Annotated in this window: 16 protein-coding genes; 5 read left to right on the top strand and 11 right to left on the bottom strand. The window is 72.0% G+C overall.

The genetic code is table 11. The annotated features are described in order from the left end of the window. Window positions 1–15: 15 nt before the first annotated feature. The 5 genes from ACFY3C_RS04515 to ACFY3C_RS04495 all read right to left on the bottom strand — a co-directional run bounded on the left by ACFY3C_RS04515 (window position 16) and on the right by ACFY3C_RS04495 (window position 4,886). Complete coding sequence (locus ACFY3C_RS04515) at window positions 16–1,140, bottom strand: TIGR03364 family FAD-dependent oxidoreductase (protein WP_390769667.1); 1,125 nt, start codon at window positions 1,138–1,140, stop codon at window positions 16–18. A 164-nt stretch (window positions 1,141–1,304) separates the two neighbouring features. Continuing rightward, window positions 1,305–2,060, bottom strand: coding sequence for a GntR family transcriptional regulator (locus ACFY3C_RS04510; protein WP_390769666.1), 756 nt, complete (start codon window positions 2,058–2,060; stop codon window positions 1,305–1,307). Between the two features lie 50 nt (window positions 2,061–2,110). Continuing rightward, window positions 2,111–2,995 (bottom strand): hypothetical protein, encoded by an 885-nt coding sequence (locus ACFY3C_RS04505; RefSeq protein ID WP_390769665.1) that lies wholly within the window; start codon window positions 2,993–2,995, stop codon window positions 2,111–2,113. Between the two features lie 78 nt (window positions 2,996–3,073). Beyond that, window positions 3,074–3,358: a hypothetical protein gene (locus ACFY3C_RS04500; protein ID WP_386580268.1), complete on the bottom strand. Its 285-nt coding sequence runs from the start codon at window positions 3,356–3,358 to the stop codon at window positions 3,074–3,076. A 379-nt stretch (window positions 3,359–3,737) separates the two neighbouring features. After that, window positions 3,738–4,886, bottom strand: coding sequence for an ROK family protein (locus ACFY3C_RS04495; RefSeq protein ID WP_390769664.1), 1,149 nt, complete (start codon window positions 4,884–4,886; stop codon window positions 3,738–3,740). Window positions 4,887–4,934: 48 nt separating this feature from the next. Between ACFY3C_RS04495 and ACFY3C_RS04490 the strand changes: the two genes are divergently transcribed. The 3 genes from ACFY3C_RS04490 to ACFY3C_RS04480 all read left to right on the top strand — a co-directional run bounded on the left by ACFY3C_RS04490 (window position 4,935) and on the right by ACFY3C_RS04480 (window position 7,487). Then, entirely contained in the window at window positions 4,935–6,002 is a 1,068-nt protein-coding gene (locus ACFY3C_RS04490) for a Gfo/Idh/MocA family oxidoreductase (protein WP_390769663.1), read from the top strand. Then, the gene (locus ACFY3C_RS04485; protein WP_390769662.1) at window positions 6,002–6,502 is read left to right on the top strand and encodes a heme-degrading domain-containing protein; all 501 of its coding nucleotides are present in this window, start codon (window positions 6,002–6,004) and stop codon (window positions 6,500–6,502) included. The genes ACFY3C_RS04490 and ACFY3C_RS04485 overlap by 1 nt, the downstream gene beginning before the upstream one ends. A 100-nt stretch (window positions 6,503–6,602) precedes the next feature. Then, entirely contained in the window at window positions 6,603–7,487 is an 885-nt protein-coding gene (locus ACFY3C_RS04480) for an LLM class F420-dependent oxidoreductase (protein ID WP_390769661.1), read from the top strand. Window positions 7,488–7,548: 61 nt separating this feature from the next. Here ACFY3C_RS04480 and ACFY3C_RS04475 read toward each other — a convergent pair whose 3' ends face one another. The 5 genes from ACFY3C_RS04475 to ACFY3C_RS04455 form a co-directional block, all read right to left on the bottom strand. Further along, window positions 7,549–8,448 carry a hypothetical protein gene (locus ACFY3C_RS04475; protein WP_390769660.1) on the bottom strand — a complete coding sequence of 300 codons (900 nt, stop codon included), beginning with the start codon at window positions 8,446–8,448 and terminating at the stop codon, window positions 7,549–7,551. 82 nt (window positions 8,449–8,530) lie between these two features. Then, window positions 8,531–9,388, bottom strand: coding sequence for a fumarylacetoacetate hydrolase family protein (locus ACFY3C_RS04470; protein WP_390769659.1), 858 nt, complete (start codon window positions 9,386–9,388; stop codon window positions 8,531–8,533). Window positions 9,389–9,574: 186 nt separating this feature from the next. Next, window positions 9,575–10,291 carry a YidC/Oxa1 family membrane protein insertase gene (locus tag ACFY3C_RS04465; protein ID WP_390769929.1) on the bottom strand — a complete coding sequence of 239 codons (717 nt, stop codon included), beginning with the start codon at window positions 10,289–10,291 and terminating at the stop codon, window positions 9,575–9,577. Window positions 10,292–10,612: 321 nt separating this feature from the next. Beyond that, on the bottom strand, window positions 10,613–10,939 hold the full coding sequence (locus tag ACFY3C_RS04460) for a DUF6412 domain-containing protein (RefSeq protein WP_390769658.1): 327 nt from the start codon (window positions 10,937–10,939) through the stop codon (window positions 10,613–10,615). 42 nt (window positions 10,940–10,981) lie between these two features. After that, a complete protein-coding gene (locus ACFY3C_RS04455; RefSeq protein ID WP_390769657.1) occupies window positions 10,982–11,509 on the bottom strand; it encodes a winged helix-turn-helix transcriptional regulator in 528 nt (175 codons plus the stop codon). Between the two features lie 68 nt (window positions 11,510–11,577). Here ACFY3C_RS04455 and ACFY3C_RS04450 point away from each other — a divergent pair, with 68 nt between their 5' ends. Continuing rightward, window positions 11,578–12,987 carry an MFS transporter gene (locus ACFY3C_RS04450; RefSeq protein ID WP_390769656.1) on the top strand — a complete coding sequence of 470 codons (1,410 nt, stop codon included), beginning with the start codon at window positions 11,578–11,580 and terminating at the stop codon, window positions 12,985–12,987. Between the two features lies 1 nt (window position 12,988). On the opposite strand, the gene ACFY3C_RS04445 is transcribed toward ACFY3C_RS04450, so the two are convergent. After that, entirely contained in the window at window positions 12,989–13,810 is an 822-nt protein-coding gene (locus tag ACFY3C_RS04445; RefSeq protein WP_390769928.1) for a class E sortase, read from the bottom strand. Window positions 13,811–14,042: 232 nt separating this feature from the next. Between ACFY3C_RS04445 and ACFY3C_RS04440 the strand changes: the two genes are divergently transcribed. Then, a complete protein-coding gene (locus ACFY3C_RS04440; RefSeq protein WP_386580284.1) occupies window positions 14,043–15,518 on the top strand; it encodes a beta-1,6-galactanase in 1,476 nt (491 codons plus the stop codon). Window positions 15,519–15,527 lie beyond the last annotated feature (9 nt).

The raw sequence follows: 15,527 nt of genomic DNA, 5'->3' as shown, positions 1-15,527 counted from the left end.
CGGTGGTCAACTCCCTCACCAGCCCAGTTCGTTCGCGGTGGTCTCGGCGATCGCCGGCGAGCAGGTCATGCCGCGCCCGCCGGGCCCGGTGACCAGCCACACGCCGTCGCTCACCTGCTGCCGGTGCACGACCCGGCTCGTCTCGGTGCACTGCGCGTACACGCCGGCCCAGCGGCGCCGGATCTTCGGCAGCGGCCGGCCGAGGAGGGACTCGACGACCTCGGTGAGGTGGTCGTAGGGGTCCTCCAGCGTGTCGAAGGCGAAGGGGTGCTCGTACTCGTGGGTGTCGCCGATGGTCAGGCCGCCGTCGGCGCGCTGCACCATGAGCAGCTGCATCTTGTGCTCGGCGGCGGTCGCCGACTGCGGCAGGCCGGCGTTGAGCGCGTCGAGCGCCGGGGAGGCGTAGGCCGGGTAGTAGCGGAAGCTGTCGGCGTCCGCGACCGAGGTGGTGAGCGGCTCGCCGAGCGGGTCGGTCTGCATCATCTGGAGGCGGACGCGGCGCACGGGCAGCTCGGGCCCGGCCAGCTCCCGTACCAGCCCGCCGAGCCAGGCGCCGGTGCACAGCACAACGGCGTCCGCGTGGTGCACGTCGCCGTGGTCGTCCCGGACGGCCCCGGCACCGACCACCTCGCGCACCTCGCGCCCCGGCAGGAAGGTGTAGTTCGGGGACTTCAGCAGCTCTGCGCGCAGCGCCAGCTGAGCGGTGCGCGGCTCTACGGCGGCGTCGCGCTCGCAGTGCAGGGCGGCGGTGAACTTGCCGCGCAGGGCGGGGTTGAGGGCCCGCGCCTCGCCGGGGGTCAGCAGCTTGTAGCCGCGTTCGGCGGCGTCCGGGCGGGCCAAGGCGGCCTCGGCGACGCCGAGTTCGAGGGGGCCGCGCACCGGGGTGAGCGACCCGTTGGCCCGGAAGCCGAGCCCGGGCACGCGCCCGCCGATCCCCTCCCACAACTCCCGCGCCCGCAGCGCGGTCTCCAGCTCTTCTCCACCGGCGCGCCCGCTGACCCAGATCTGCCCGAAGTTGCGCAGCGAGGCGCCGCGCGCCTCCGCCTCACGCTCGATCTGGACGACCTGGTGGCCGCGCTCCACTGCTTGCCAGGCGTGCATGGTGCCCACCACGCCTGCTCCGACGACTGTCACTCTCACGACGGCAACGCTCCTCACGCCCAGGGAACCGGAAGGGCCCGGCTGACAACGAGAGCGTGAACGACCCATCACGTTTGGGCTAGACCCGTTATCTTCTCGTGATAATAAAGGGGGTGGGTGATGGGTGATTTTGGGCGGTTTTCGACCCTTCGGGAGGGTGGTTTTCAGCCCTTCAGGTGCGTGGTGAAGGAGAACCGGTCACCCCGGTACAGGGTGCGTACGCGCTCCAGCGGGCGCCCCTCCGTGTCCCGCGACACGCGGTGGATCAGCAGCATCGGAAGGGCGGGCGGGGTGCCGATGAGCAGGGCCTCGCGGGGGGTGGCCAGCACGGTCTCGATGCGCTCGTCGGCGTCGCCGAACTCGATGCCCCGGTCCTTCAGATAGGCGTAGAAGGAGGAGTCGGGGTCGAAGCGGGAGTCGAGGTCGGGGACCCGGTCGACGGCGACGTAGGTGCTCTCCAGGCCGACCCGCTCGTCGTCGGCGAGCAGCACGCGCTCCAGGTGCCAGACGGGTTCACCCCGGGTCAGCCCCGTCTCGGCGGCGAGGGGCTCCGGGCACGGGAAGCGGTCGAGGGTGACGAGCGTACGTCCGGGCGTACGGCCCTGTCGGCGCACGCCCTCGGTGTAGCTGGCGAGGGACAGCGGCTGGGCCAGCTTGGGCCCGGCGACGACGGTTCCCCGGCCCCGCCGCTGCAGGCGCCCCTCCAGCACCAGCTCCCGCACGGCCTGCCGTACGGTCTCGCGGGCGACGTCGTACCGCTCGGCGAGATCGCGCTCGGTCGGGATGAGGCCGCCCTCCCCCAGCTCCCCCAGCAGTCCGGCGATGCGCGCCTTGACCGCGTAGTACTTCGGGATGCGCCCGTGCTCGGGGATGCCGGAGCGGACGGGGGCGCCGGGGGCCTGGTCGTTCGGGTAGTCCACGCAGGGATCGTCGCAGACGGGGGCGGGTCGGTTGTACGGCGGCCCGCGCCTCAGCGGCGTCGGCGGGTCAGGAGGAACGCGCCGGTGCCGACGGCGAGCAGAGCGGCGCCCGCCGCGAGCAGCCCGTGCGCGAGCCCGAGCCCGGTACGGGCCAGCTCCCGGGCCCGCTCTCCGGCTTCCTCGGCCTCCGCGGCGAAGGGGAAGGCGGGGTCGTCGAGGTCGTCGAATGCGTCGAATTCGTCAGGGTCGTCGAATGCGTCAGGGTCGTCGGTGCTGCTCGGGGTGGCCTCGGGAGTGCCGGACGGGCTGGTCGCCGTCGCCTCCGGCCCCTTCGATGCTTGCGGGTCCTGCGTCCCCGCGGGGTCCTCCGGCTCGTGTCCGATGCCGAATCGGTAGTCGTTGGACTCCCCGATCCAGTCGCCGTCCTCGCCCCGGCGCTGGACGACGGCCGCGTTGACGGTGATGTCGTCGGATACGGCGTCGGAGGTGAGCGAGAGCCTGACCCTGACGGTGACGGTCGCGCCGGGCGCCACGGTGAACCCGTCGAACCCCGCGCCGTCCAGTACGCCGACCAACTCCTGCTCGTCGGTGGTCTCGAAGGTGACCGGCCGGGCGCGCGAGCCGTCGTAGAAGTCCAGCTGGGGCTGGGACGGCTTCAGGGTGCGTTTGTCGTCGACGAGGACGACGACGGGGTGGACGTCGGCGCACGTGCGGCTGGTGGTGTTGGTGAGGTCGATGTACCAGGTGCCGAAGCCGCCGCCCGCCTCGTAGGAGGCGGGCCCGCCGTGGATCCGGGTGGTCACCGGAAAGGCACGGCCGCCGGGGGCCGCGCAGGAAGGGGACGCGTCCGCGTGCGCGGCAGCCGACGACACGGGCACGAGAGCGGCGGCTGCGGCGAGGCAGAGGGGCAGGGACGTGCACGGTCGCATGAACACATAACCTTGCCGGGCGGGGAGCCCGGGCGAGCGTGCCACTCCGGGGGCGGGGGCAGGTCCGCTCGATCGGCCGACGGGCTAGAGGGAAGCCACGATCCGGCCGGACATGACCTGGGGAGGGTTGGGGAGCAGCGACGCGAGGTGGTCGCGCACGAAGACCGCCGCCTTCCTGATCGATTCGTCGGCTCCCGCCTCGTCCTCGAAGACGCTGGTCGAGACCATGACTCCGTTGCCGGCGTCGACCCAGTAGTAGGCCAGCAGGCCCGGAATGTCACGGATGAGCGGCACGAATCCCTCGTTCACCCGGCGGCCGGCCTCGGCCGGATCGGTGACCCCTTCGTACCGTCTGACGGCTGCGTACACGCTCTTCTCCTCACGAGTCCGGGGCATCCGGTGATCCGGTGCGCAGACGCCGTACCCGTGCGACGCGTGCTCCGCCCGCGAGTCGTCCGGCTGTCACCTGAAGGGGCCGACGAGTGGTCCGGACGGTGCACCGCACAGCCGCCCGGCCGCATCAGGCGTCCGTGCGCATCAGCCGTCCGAGCCCGCCCGAATCAACCGACCGTCCGTCCGCCCAAGTCAGGCGACCGCGTACTCGACTCAGCCGACCGCCGGCCCGAGTCAGCGACCGCCGACCCGAGTCAGCCGACCGCCCACTCAAATCAACCACCCATTCGAATCAGCGGACCACCCGCCCGAATCAGCCAACCGCCCGCTCGACTCAGCCAACCGCCCGCGCGAATCAGCCGTCCGCCCGCCCGAACACCGGCGCCAGCAGCAGCTGTGCGGCGCCCTCCGCGACGATCCGCTCCCCTCGCGGAGCGACCCGCACGGGGACCGTTCCGCCGGGCACACCCTCCCGCCGGGCCCGTGCGTCGAGCATCTCGGCGACCCCGCGGACGAACGGCTCCGGCGCTCCGGAGATCGTCCGCCCCCCGAGCAGCACCAGGTCGATGTCCAGCAACCCCACCAGATTCCCGGCCCCGACCCCCAGCACCCGGGCGGCCTCCGCCACCTCGCCCCGCGTCACGGCCCCCAGGCACAGCACCTCCACGCAGCCCCGGTTCCCGCACTCGCACAGCGGCCCGTCCAGCTGCAGCACCTGGTGCCCGAACTCCCCGGCCCCGGTCCGCGCCCCCCGGTGCACGCTGCCGCCGATCACCAGGCCGGCGCCCAGGCCCGTACCGAGATGCAGATAGGCGAAGGATCCGTCCTCGCCCCCCACCGAGAGCCCGAGCGCCGCCGCGTTGGTGTCCTTGTCCACCACGACCGGCACCCCCAGCCGCCCGGCCAGCGCTTCCCGCAGCGGAAACCCGTCCCACTCCTCAGGAAATCCGGTGACCCGGTGCAGTACCCCGCGCGCGTGATCGAGCGGCCCGGGCAGTGCGACCCCCACACCGAGCAGCGACCCGACGGCGGGAAGTCCTCCGTCGGCGCCGCCCAGAACCTCCCCGACCAGCCCGGTCACCGCGTCGGCGACCGCCCCCAGCACGGCCTCCGCCCCGGCCCCCAGGTCCACGCCCCCGCGCCGCTCCCCGACCACCGCCCCGTCGAGATCCACCAGCACGGCGCGCAGCTCGTCCCGGTCCAGATGCACCCCCACCGCGTGCCCGGCCTCCGGCACCAGCCGCAGCACGGTCCGTGGTTTGCCCCCGGTGGACGCCCGGCGCCCGGCCTCCGCCGCGAGCCCCTCCTCGCGCAGCCGTGCGGTGATCTTGCTGACGGCCTGCGGGGTCAGCCCGGTCCGCTCGGCCAGCTCCAGACGGCTGATGCCCTCCGCCCCCGCCGCGCGCAGCAGATCCAGCACCAGCGCGGTGTTGTGACTGCGCACGGCGAAGAGATTCGCTCCCACCGGCCCGCCGCCACTCTTCGTCCTGTTCACGCCACCCATTCTCCCCGTCGCTTGCACTTTGGCAACAGCGTTGCGAAAGTAGGACGCATGACTGGTACCCCCCTCCGCGTCGGCCTGGTCGGCTACGGCCTCGCAGGCTCCGTCTTCCACGCCCCGCTGATCGGCGCCACCGAGGGCCTCGCCCTGGACACGGTGGTCACCTCGTACCCCGAGCGGCAGCAGCAGGCCCAGGCCGAGTTCCCGGGCGTCCACATCGTCAGCACCCCCGACGAGCTGTTCGACCGCGCCGACGAGCTGGACCTGATCGTCGTCGCCTCCCCGAACAAGACGCACGTCCCGCTCGCCACCACCGCCCTCGAAGCGGGCCTGCCGGTGGTCGTGGACAAGCCGGTGGCGGGTACGGCGGCCGAGGCGCGCGAGCTGGCCGCCCTCGCCGAGGAGCGCGGCCTGCTGCTCTCGGTCTTCCAGAACCGCCGCTGGGACAGCGACTTCCTGACCCTGCGCGGGCTGCTGGAGAAGGGCGAACTGGGCGACGCCTGGCGCTTCGAGTCCCGCTTCGAGCGCTGGCGCCCGCAGCCGAAGGGCGGCTGGCGCGAGTCCGGCGACCCGGCAGAGATCGGAGGTCTGCTCTACGACCTCGGCAGCCATGTCGTCGACCAGGCCCTGGTCCTCTTCGGTCCGGTCACCGAGGTGTACGCCGAGACGGACATCCGCCGCCCCGGCGCAGAGACGGACGACGACACCTTCATCGCGCTGACCCACGCGAACGGCGTCCGCTCCCACCTCTACGTCTCCGCCACCACGGCCCAGCTCGGCCCGCGCTTCCGGGTCCTCGGCTCGCAGGCGGGCTTCGTGAAGTACGGCCTGGACCCGCAGGAGGCGGCGCTCAGGGAAGGCCTGCGACCGGGCCCCTCCTGGGGCGCCGAACCCGAGTCCCTGTGGGGCCGCATCGGCTCCGGCGAGTCCCCGCTGACCGGCGGCGGCCGCCCCGTACCGACCGTCCCCGGCGACTACCCGGCCTACTATGCGGCCGTGGCGGCGGCCCTGACCGGTGCCGGCCCAAACCCGGTGACCGCCCTGGAGGCGGCCGCCGCACTCGACGTACTGGAAGCTGCCCGGCGCTCCGCCCGCGACAAGGTGACGGTGACCCTCTGATGCACCACCCGAAGATCACCCCGAAGTTCGCCCCCGAGATCACCCCGAGCGTGGAGGAGCTGGAGGCGCAGGAACGCCGCCTGGTCTTCCACCGGTTCACCCATGACGACGCCTGGGCCCTCGGCTCCCTCCTGGTCGAGCTGGCCCGGGAGCGCCAGGCGCCGGTGGCCATCGACATCCACCGCGCCGGCCAGCAGCTCTTCCACGCGGCCCTGCCCGGTTCCACGCCCGACAACGACGCCTGGATCGACCGCAAGCGCCGGGTGGTGGAGCGCTACGGCGCCTCCTCCTACCTGGTCGGCGCCCGCTTCCGCGCCAAGGGCACGACGTTCGAGGACTCCTCCCGCCTGGACCCGGACACCTACGCGGCCCACGGCGGCTCGTTCCCGATCCACGTCGAGGACGTGGGCGTCATCGGCACGGTGACCGTGTCCGGCCTGCCCCAGCTGCAGGACCACCGCTTCGTGGTGGAGGCGCTGGAGCAGTTCCTGGCCAAGTAGCCCCTAGGCCCTGTCGCAGGATTACCGCGCGGCTCCCTCCGGTTGGCACCGACGTGCACGACGATCACGGCACCACACCCACCCGGAGGGAACGGACCCGATGAGCGAGTCGACGAGCAGCGCACGCGCCTTCAAGGAGTCGATCGGCCGGTACGGCGTCTGGAGCGTGGGTCTCCGCTCGGAGGACCCGGCCCGGCGCGGCGACATCGCGGAGGCCGCGGCGGAACTGGAACAGCTCGGGTACGGCGCCGCCTGGCTGGGCGGCAGCAGCGCCGCCCGGCACGCCGCCCCGCTCCTGGAGGCGACGTCCCGGCTGGTCGTCGGCACGAGCATCCAGAGCATCTGGCAGTACGAGGCCGACGCGAGCGCGGCCGCCTTCGCCGAGGTGGAGTCGGCCCACCCCGGCCGCTTCCTGCTCGGCCTCGGCGTGAGCCACGCCAAGCTCGCGGACCAGTACCGCCGCCCGTACTCGGCGCTGGTCGCCTACCTGGACGCGCTGGACGCCGCCGGAGTCCCGGCCGGGCACCGGGTCCTGGCGGCCCTCGGCCCTAAGACCCTGGAGCTGTCCCGGGACCGGGCGGCGGGCGCGATCCCCTACCTCGTCACCCCCGAACACACCGCCCGGGCCCGCGAGATCCTGGGCGAAGAGCCGCTGCTGGCCCCCGAGTTCGGGGTCGTCTGGGAGGCCGACCCGGCCCGCGCCCGCGCCCTGGCCCGCGACCACCTCGCCATGTACCTCACGCTCCCCAACTACACCAACAGCTTCCTGCGCATCGGCTTCACCGAGGACGACCTGACCGCCGGCGGCAGCGACCGCCTGGTCGACGCGCTCTACGCGTGGGGTGACGAGAACCGGATCCGGGAGCGGATCCACGCGTTCCACGAGGCGGGCGCGGACCATGTGGCGATCCAGGTGGTGGACGGGGGTGCGCGCGACGCGCTGCCGCGCGAGACATGGCGCAGGCTGGCGTCCGTACTGGACTGAGCAGTCCCTGGACCGAGAGACCGAGAGACCGAGAAGCCGTACGCCGGTCGGTCAGGGTGCCTCAGATCGCGTCCTGACCGCCGCTTCCCTCCGGGCAGTCGCGCAGCAGCTTCCCGATCTGCTCGGCGCGGTCGGTACCCGGGGGCAGCTGACGCATGCGGCGTCGGAGCAGGCCCCTCGTCTCCTCGTCGAGTGCCTCGCAGTGCCCCCGGAGCACCTCGCGCAGGGCCTTGAGCGCCCAGTACTCGTTGAACGGCTTGTCCTCGGACACCGCCGCCTCGGCAAGCAGGCCCACCCACGCCGGATCCGGATTGGCGTACAGGTATGCGGCGGCGGCCAGTCGCAACCCGCGGTCGCTGCTGCGGAGATGGCTCGCGACGTCGAAGTCCTGGGCGCCTCGCAGCAGACGGACCATCTCGTCCGCCACTTCGGACATCGCATGCGTCCGCGCACGTCCGCTGGACATGGTCCAGCGGATCTCGTTGTACCGCGCCGCCAGCTGATCGACCGGGTCGGGCGGCGTCGCCACGGCTGCCCGGTCGCCCGGCTGCGCTCTGTTGAGCGCCTCCCGCACCCCGTCGGCCAGATCCCCGGCCGTCTCCTGATGCCTGGCGTCGATGTCCCGCGTCTCACGGATGGCCTCCTGCGCCGTACTCCGCGCTTCCTCCACCTGGCGCTTCAGGGTGACGCCGAATCCGGAGACCTCGGAGAAGAAGACACCCAGGAGCACCAGGATCACAAGGCCGAGGACGACCATCGGAGGATCCGTCATCTGCGGGTGCCGGCACACCCTGACGACGTTCCCTTTCGAGGCCAACTGCTGGTCGCACACCTCGGCGGTGAAGAACAGGACGATGGCCGCGCCCGCGGCGAGGACCGCCAGCGAAGCGGCCACCCACTCGAACGGCTTGAGTGCTCTCCGACCGGTCGTCGAAGCCTCGTCCGCCCCCGTGTCAGCCATCCCCCACCCTTCGGCACTGCCGGCAACGGCGCCATGCTTGCCCGCGGAAGTGTCACTTGGCAAGCACGACGCCCCCGGCGCCTCAGGCGTCCTTGAACTCCTGCCGCTGACGGCCGAGCCCCTCGATCTCCAGCTCCACCACGTCCCCGGCCCGCAGGAACGGCTTCGGCTCGGGCCGGCCGAGCGCGACGCCCGCCGGCGTACCGGTGTTGATGACGTCGCCGGGGTACAGGGTCATGAACTGGCTGACGTAGCGGACGACTTCGCCCACCGGGAAGATCTGGTCGGCGGTGGTCCCGTCCTGCTTCAGCTCCCCGTTGACCCACAGCCGCAGCGGCAGGGCCTGCGGGTCGGCGATCTCGTCGGCGGTCACCAGCCACGGCCCCAGCGGGTTGAACGTCTCGCAGTTCTTCCCCTTGTCCCAGGTCCCGCCCCGCTCGATCTGGAACTCCCGCTCGGACACGTCGTGCGCCACCGCGTACCCGGCGACATGCGCGAGCCCCTCCTCGGCCGACTCCAGGTAGCGGGCCGTACGTCCGATGACCACGGCCAGCTCCACCTCCCAGTCGGTCTTGGCGGACCGGCGCGGCACGAGCACGGTGTCGTTCGGTCCGACGACCGTGTCCGCGGCCTTGAAGAAGATCACGGGCTCGGCGGGCGGCTCGGCCCCGGTCTCGCGGGCGTGGTCGTGGTAGTTGAGCCCGATGCACACGATCTTGCCGACCCGGCCGAGCGGAGGCCCGATCCTGAGACCCGCCTCGTCCAGCGCGGGCAGCTCACCGGCTTCGGCCGCGGCCTGTACCCGGCCGAGCGCGCCGGCGTCCGCGAGCAGCGCCCCGTCGATGTCGTCCACGATCCCCGACAGATCCCGCAGGGTCCCCTCGGCGTCGAGCAGGGCGGGGCGCTCAGCCCCTGCCGTACCGACTCGCAGCAGCTTCATGGTCACAATCTCCCTCGATCGCGGGCGCCCGCCAATGGGTGCAGCCATCGGAGGACTGGTCGATCCTCCAATCCGGGTGTCCAGTCCGCAAGACCCTGTTCACGGACTGGACCGTAACCACGAGCCCCCGGAGGAGGCGGCTCCGCGCTCCGGGTGGCCCGGCTCGGTGCTCCGGGTCGAGCCGGTTCAGCGGTAGAGCGCGGCCCGCTCCACCGCGCTCCACGTCGTACTGGTGACGACGTACAGCGCGGCCGCGAGCGGCACCACCGCCACGGTGACGAGCGTGAAGAAGGACATGAACGGCATGAGCTTGTTGACCGCGCCGAGCCCCGGCACCTGCTCGCCCTCACCGGCGGTGACCGTGACCGGGTTCTTGGCCATCATCAACTTGGTGCGCCGGTAGTTGAAGGCCGCGACGGCCGCGACGAGGGCGAACAGCGCGAGGTAGACGATCCCGGCCGCCCCGAAGACCCCGCCGCCCGAGAGGGCGTCGGCCCAGCGTCCGCCGAGCGGCGCGGCGAACAGCGAGTGGCTCAGCAGCGCGTTGGCCTCGCCACCGATCGAGGTGTTGGAGAACAGCTGGTAGAGGAGGAAGAAGGCGGGCAGCTGGAGCAGGCTGGGCAGACAGCCGGAGAGCGGTGAGACCTTCTCCTCGGCATGCAGTTCCAGCACCGCCTTCTGCAACCGCTCGGGGTCCTTGGCGTGCTTCTTGCGCAGCTCGGCGATCCTCGGCTGCAGCTCGGTCCGGGCACGCTGGCCGCGGGCGGCGGCCCGGGACAGGGGATGCACGAGCAGTCGTACGAGCGCGGTGAACAGGACGATCGCGGCGGCGGCCGCAGAGGCGTGGAAGAGCGGCTGGAGCAGGTCGGCGAGCTGCTCGACCAGGCGGGCGAAAACGGACATGAACGCGGACATGGCGGGACCCTCCGTGCAGGGGTGTGTCGTCGTGCCGGGGTGACCGGAGATGGCAGGGCGGCATGACGACCCGCGCGGGGGCAGGGAGTGACCGGGTTCGGCTGGGGCCGGGCGTGACCGGGTTCAGCTGGGGCCAGGTGTGACCGGGTGCAGCTGGAGCCGGGCGTGACCGGATTCGGCTGGGGCCAGGTGTGACCGGATTCGGCTGGGCCAGGTGAGCCCTCACCGGCGGAGACCAGCTGTGATCGAGCCGGCGGACAAGGTGACCGAGTCCGGCGGGGACCGGCTATGACCGAGTCCGGCGGAGCCCTACGCGCAGATCGTCGCGAGGGCGTGTCCCGGTGCCCGGGGTCGGCGGCGTCCCGAGGCGTCGGGGTCGCGCTGGGGCAGGAAGGCCGTACGCCGGGCCCGGTCGCGTATCGCCGTACGGACCCGGGTGGGCGGGACGGCGGGTGCGCAGCGGGCGGCGACGAGCGAGCTTGCGGCGAGCGCGGAACCGGCGGCGGCGGTCGCGGCGACCGCGACGGTGGTGGAGAGGCTGCCGGTGTCGAGGAGCGCGGCCTGGAGCAGGAGCAGATTCACCAGGACGAGCAGCAGGGCGACGGGACGCGTGCCGACGACACGACTGCGATCCATTTCCTCCCCCTTCGCTGACCTGCTGTTTCTGCTCGCTTCCGGTTATACAGGATCGATCTCCAGGGGCTCCAGGAGCCTCTTCGGCTTGAGCAGCGCCCTGCTGACCGGATCCGCCGGGTCGGGATCGAGTCCCGGGCCCGGCATCATTACAACGTCCGAGACGGGTACGACGGTTCCGCAGGCGGGACATTCGCCGTACGGCCCGAGTTCGGTGCCGCACTCCGCATGCCGGAAGGACCGCAGCCGGCTCGTCTGGAAGTTCTCGCGGCCCCAGAGCGCGAGGGCCCGCAGCGCCGGCCACAGCGCGATACCGCGCTCGGTGATGACGTACTCGTCGCGCGGCGGCGACTCCTGGTACCGGCGCTTGTCGAGGACCCCCTCCTCGGTGAGCGTCTTCAGCCGGGCCGAGAGGACCGCGCGCGGGATGCCGAGGTGGACGAGGAAGTCGTTGTAGCGCCGGACGCCGTAGATCGCGTCGCGGACGACGAGGAGCGTCCACCGCTCGCCGACGACCTCCAGCGCGCGGGCGATCGAGCATTCCTGCGTCGCGTAGTCCTTGCCCAGTGCCATGGCGTCCACCTTAGCCACTTTCCGACTTCTTGGTTCAATGACCGAACCTACGGTGTTACGGTACATCCATGTCTAGGTTCAATGAAAGAACTCTCACCGCGAGACCCACGGCCGCGCGACCGGACACCCACCCCTCGGCACCCCCGCACCATCCCCGGGCGACCCTGGCCCTGACCAGCGCCGCGACCGGCGTGGCCCTGATGACGTACACGGCACCGGCGGTCTCCCTCCCGGACACCGCGGCCGCGCTGCACACCCCCCTCTCCGCCCAGGCCTGGCTCCTGAACGGCACCCCGCTGGGCCTCGCCGCCCTGCTCCTGGTGGCCGGCAGCCTGGCCGACGACTACGGCCGCCGCCGCGTCTTCCTCGCCGGCACCCTGGCCCTGGGCCTCACCACCGCGCTCAGCGGGCTGACCACCTCCACCTGGGCCTTCACCCTGACCCGGGTCGCCCAGGGCGCGGCGAGCGCGGCGATCCTGGCCAGCAGCCTGGGTCTGATCGTGACGGCGTTCCCGAGCCCACGCGGCCGGCTGCACGCGACCGGTGTGTGGGGCGCCTTCGTGAGCGGTGGCATAGCGGTCGGCCCGCTGGTCTCGGGCGCGATACCCAACTGGCGGCTGGCCTACGTCGTCCTCGGCGCGGCCGCGCTGCTCGTGGCGGGCCTGGCACTCGGCCGGCTGTCCGAGTCGCGGGCGCCAAGAGGCGGGCGTCCCGACGTGCTCGGTGCCCTCACCTTCGGGCTGGCGCTGGTGGCCCTGGTGGCCGCGCTGACGCTGGGCCGGGACGGGTGGCTGCGGGCGCCGGTCGGCCTGCTGCTGGCGGCGGCCGTAGTGCTGCTCGGGCTGTTCGCCCTGGTGGAGACCCGTGTGGCGAAGACCCCGATGATCGACCTGGGCCTGCTGCGCCACCCCCGCTTCCTGGCCTCCTCCGCCGGCGGCCTGTTCACCGGGCTGACCGTGATCGGCCTGTTCAGCTTCCTGCCGGCCCTGTTGCAGCAGGCCCTGGGCATGTCCGCGATGGACACGGCATGGCTGTTCCTGCTCTGGTCCGGGGTCTCCTTCACCGTCGCACTGCAGGCGAAGAGGCTGGCGGGGCGGGTGGCACCGCGCCGGCAGCTGGCCGCCGGCTTCCTGCTCCACGCGGTCGGCGCGCTGGCGATGCTGGGCGCGATCGGCGCGGGCTCCTGGACGCGGCTCCTGCCCGGAATGGTGCTCGGCGGCGTGGGCAGCGGCCTCCTGAACGCCGCCCTGCCTCTCCTGGCGGTGGAGTCGGTGCCGGCCGCCCGGGCGGCCATGGGCTCCGGCGCCCAGCAGACGTTCCGCTACATCGGCTCCTGTGCGGGCGTGGCCCTGACCATCGCCCTCGTCACGTCGTCGGGCGGCGGCCTGGCGCGCGGCGCGGACGTGGCGATGGTGGTGTCGGCGGGCCTGGCCGCGCTCGGCGCCGTGGCCGTGGCGGTGCTGCGGGAGCGGGCGTAAGTCACCTCGGTCCGGCCGGCTGTCCCCTGGGCCTGGGCCGCATCGACACCAGCTTCCCCCAGACCACCATCCGGTAGCGCGAGGTGAACTCGGGGGTGCAGGTGGTCAGGGTGATGTAGTAGCCCGGCTCGTCGTACCCGTAGGAGGGCCGGACGAGCGACCGCGGCACGGGCCGTACGACCCCGGAGTCCCGGGCGGACGTCTGCGGAAGGATCTTGTCGACGGCGTATGTGTACGTGGCCGCCTTCGTCTCCACCTGGAGGATGTCCTCGGGCCGGAGCGCCGGCAGATACCGGAAGGGCTCGCCGTGGGTGTTCCGATGCCCGGCGAGCGCGAAGTTCCCTGCCTGGCCCGGCTGTTGGGTGCCCGGGTAGTGACCGACGTAGCCCTTGTTGAGGACGTCCGGCTTGCTCACGCCTTCGGCGACGGGGACACGAAGGTGCAACCGGGGGATGGTGAGGATGGCATACGCCTGGGAGCGGCGGGGCGTGCCGGAGACGAGGACGGGGACGGGGGTGTACGACCGCTGCCGCGCACGCCCGGGAGCCTTGGCGGCCACCGAAGGCGACACCGACGCAGGCGCCGACGCAGAGGGCGCACTACCCGAAGAAGCGGAACCACCACTCCCCCACTCCTTCTCCAGGGCGGCGACCTTCCGCTCGGCCCCCTGCCGCGCCTCCCGGTTGGTCCACCACAACTGGTGCACGACAAGCAGCATGAGCACGGCCCCGACGGTGACGAGCACCTCGCCGCCACCCCACAGCCCCCGCCGCCACCTGGCCCGCCTGCGCCGATCACGGTGCTGCACGACACGCATCCGCACACCCACCTCCCAGGAGCCGCCCGCACGATAGGGCGAGTCGGGTGAACTCACCAGAGCCGTAAGGCCTCCGGCCACTGACGTCGGCTTCCTCAACCGGTTTTAGAAAGGGCTGTCACAACCCTCGACAACCTCACACGCCACACCCGATGCTTCCTGTTGGCATGCGGGGGGACGAGTCGACGCCGGTGCGGGAACCGGTGTTTGAGCCGCACGGAGAGGCAGAGAAGAAGCCATGATCCGACGCAGAACGCTGCTGACCGCCGCGGGCGGCGGCCTCCTGGGCAGCGCCCTGGCCACGGGCACGGCCCGCGCCGACGCCACGATCGCCGTCAACCCGTCAACGACCTACGGCAGTTGGGAGGGCTGGGGCACCTCCCTGGCCTGGTGGGCGAACGTCTTCGGCGCCAGGGACGACTTCGCGGACCTCTTCTTCACGACCAAAACAACGACGTACAACGGCACGGCACTCCCCGGCCTGGGCCTCAACATCGCCCGCTACAACCTGGGCGCGTGCAGCTCGAACAGCGTCGGCGGCGAGTCGATGGTGGCCTCCCCCAACATCCCGTCCTTCAAGCAGATCGAGGGCTACTGGCAGGACTGGAACAACGAGGACCCCACGTCCTCGGCGTGGAAGTGGACGGCGGACGCGACGCAGCGAGCGATGCTGCTGAAGGCGACGGCGCGGGGCGCGACGACCGAGCTGTTCGCCAACTCACCCATGTGGTGGATGTGCCTCAACCACAACCCCTCCGGCGCCTCCGGCGGCGGCAACAACCTCCAGTCCTGGAACTACCGCCAGCACGCCTCACACCTCGCTGCGGTGGCCCTCTACGCGAAGCAGAACTGGGGCGTGAACTTCGCGACGGTGGAGGCCTTCAACGAGCCGTCGTCGTCCTGGTGGACGGCGACCGGCACCCAGGAGGGCTGCCACATGGACGCGACGGTCCAGTCGGCCGTACTCCCGTATCTACGCAGCGAGTTGGACAAACGAGGCCTGACGGCCACGAAGATCTCGGCATCGGACGAGACGAGCTACGACCTGGCCCGCACCACCTGGAACTCCTTCTCCGCCACGACGAAGGGCTACGTGAACCGGGTCAACGTCCACGGCTACCAGGGCTCGGGCGGCCGCAGGGACCTGCTCTACACCGACGTGGTGACGACGGCAGGCAAGGCCCTGTGGAACTCGGAAACGGGCGACAGCGACGGCACGGGGATGACCCTGGCCGGCAACCTCCTCTACGACTTCCGCTGGCTGCACCCCACGGCCTGGGTCTACTGGCAGGTGATGGACCCGAGCGCGGGCTGGGCGATGATCGCGTACGACGCGAGCACGCTGCAGCCCGGGGCCATCCAGACCAAGTACTACGTGATGGCCCAGTTCAGCCGCCACATCCGCCCCGGGATGACGATCCTGGACACAGGCGTGAGCTACGCGGTGGCGGCGCTGGACAAGTCGGCGAAGCGGCTGGTGATAGTGGCGGCGAACACCTCATCCTCGGCCCAGACGCTCACCTTCGACCTCTCTCGCTTCACGACGGTGACGGGCGGGACGGGCGGCCTGGTCCCCCGCTGGAACACGGTGACCACGGGCGGCGGGGACCTCTACACCTCCCACTCGGACACCAACCTGTCCGGCAAGACCGTGGCCGTCCCCTTCGCGGCGAAGTCGGTGCAGACGCTGCAGGTGGACGGGGTCACCGTGTAGCCCCGCGGC

It is taken from the genome of Streptomyces sp. NPDC001410 (assembly GCF_042895235.1).
GTDB lineage: Bacteria > Actinomycetota > Actinomycetes > Streptomycetales > Streptomycetaceae > Streptomyces.
Note: the sequence above shows the minus strand (reverse complement) of the source record. Positions and strands in the feature narration are given on the sequence as shown.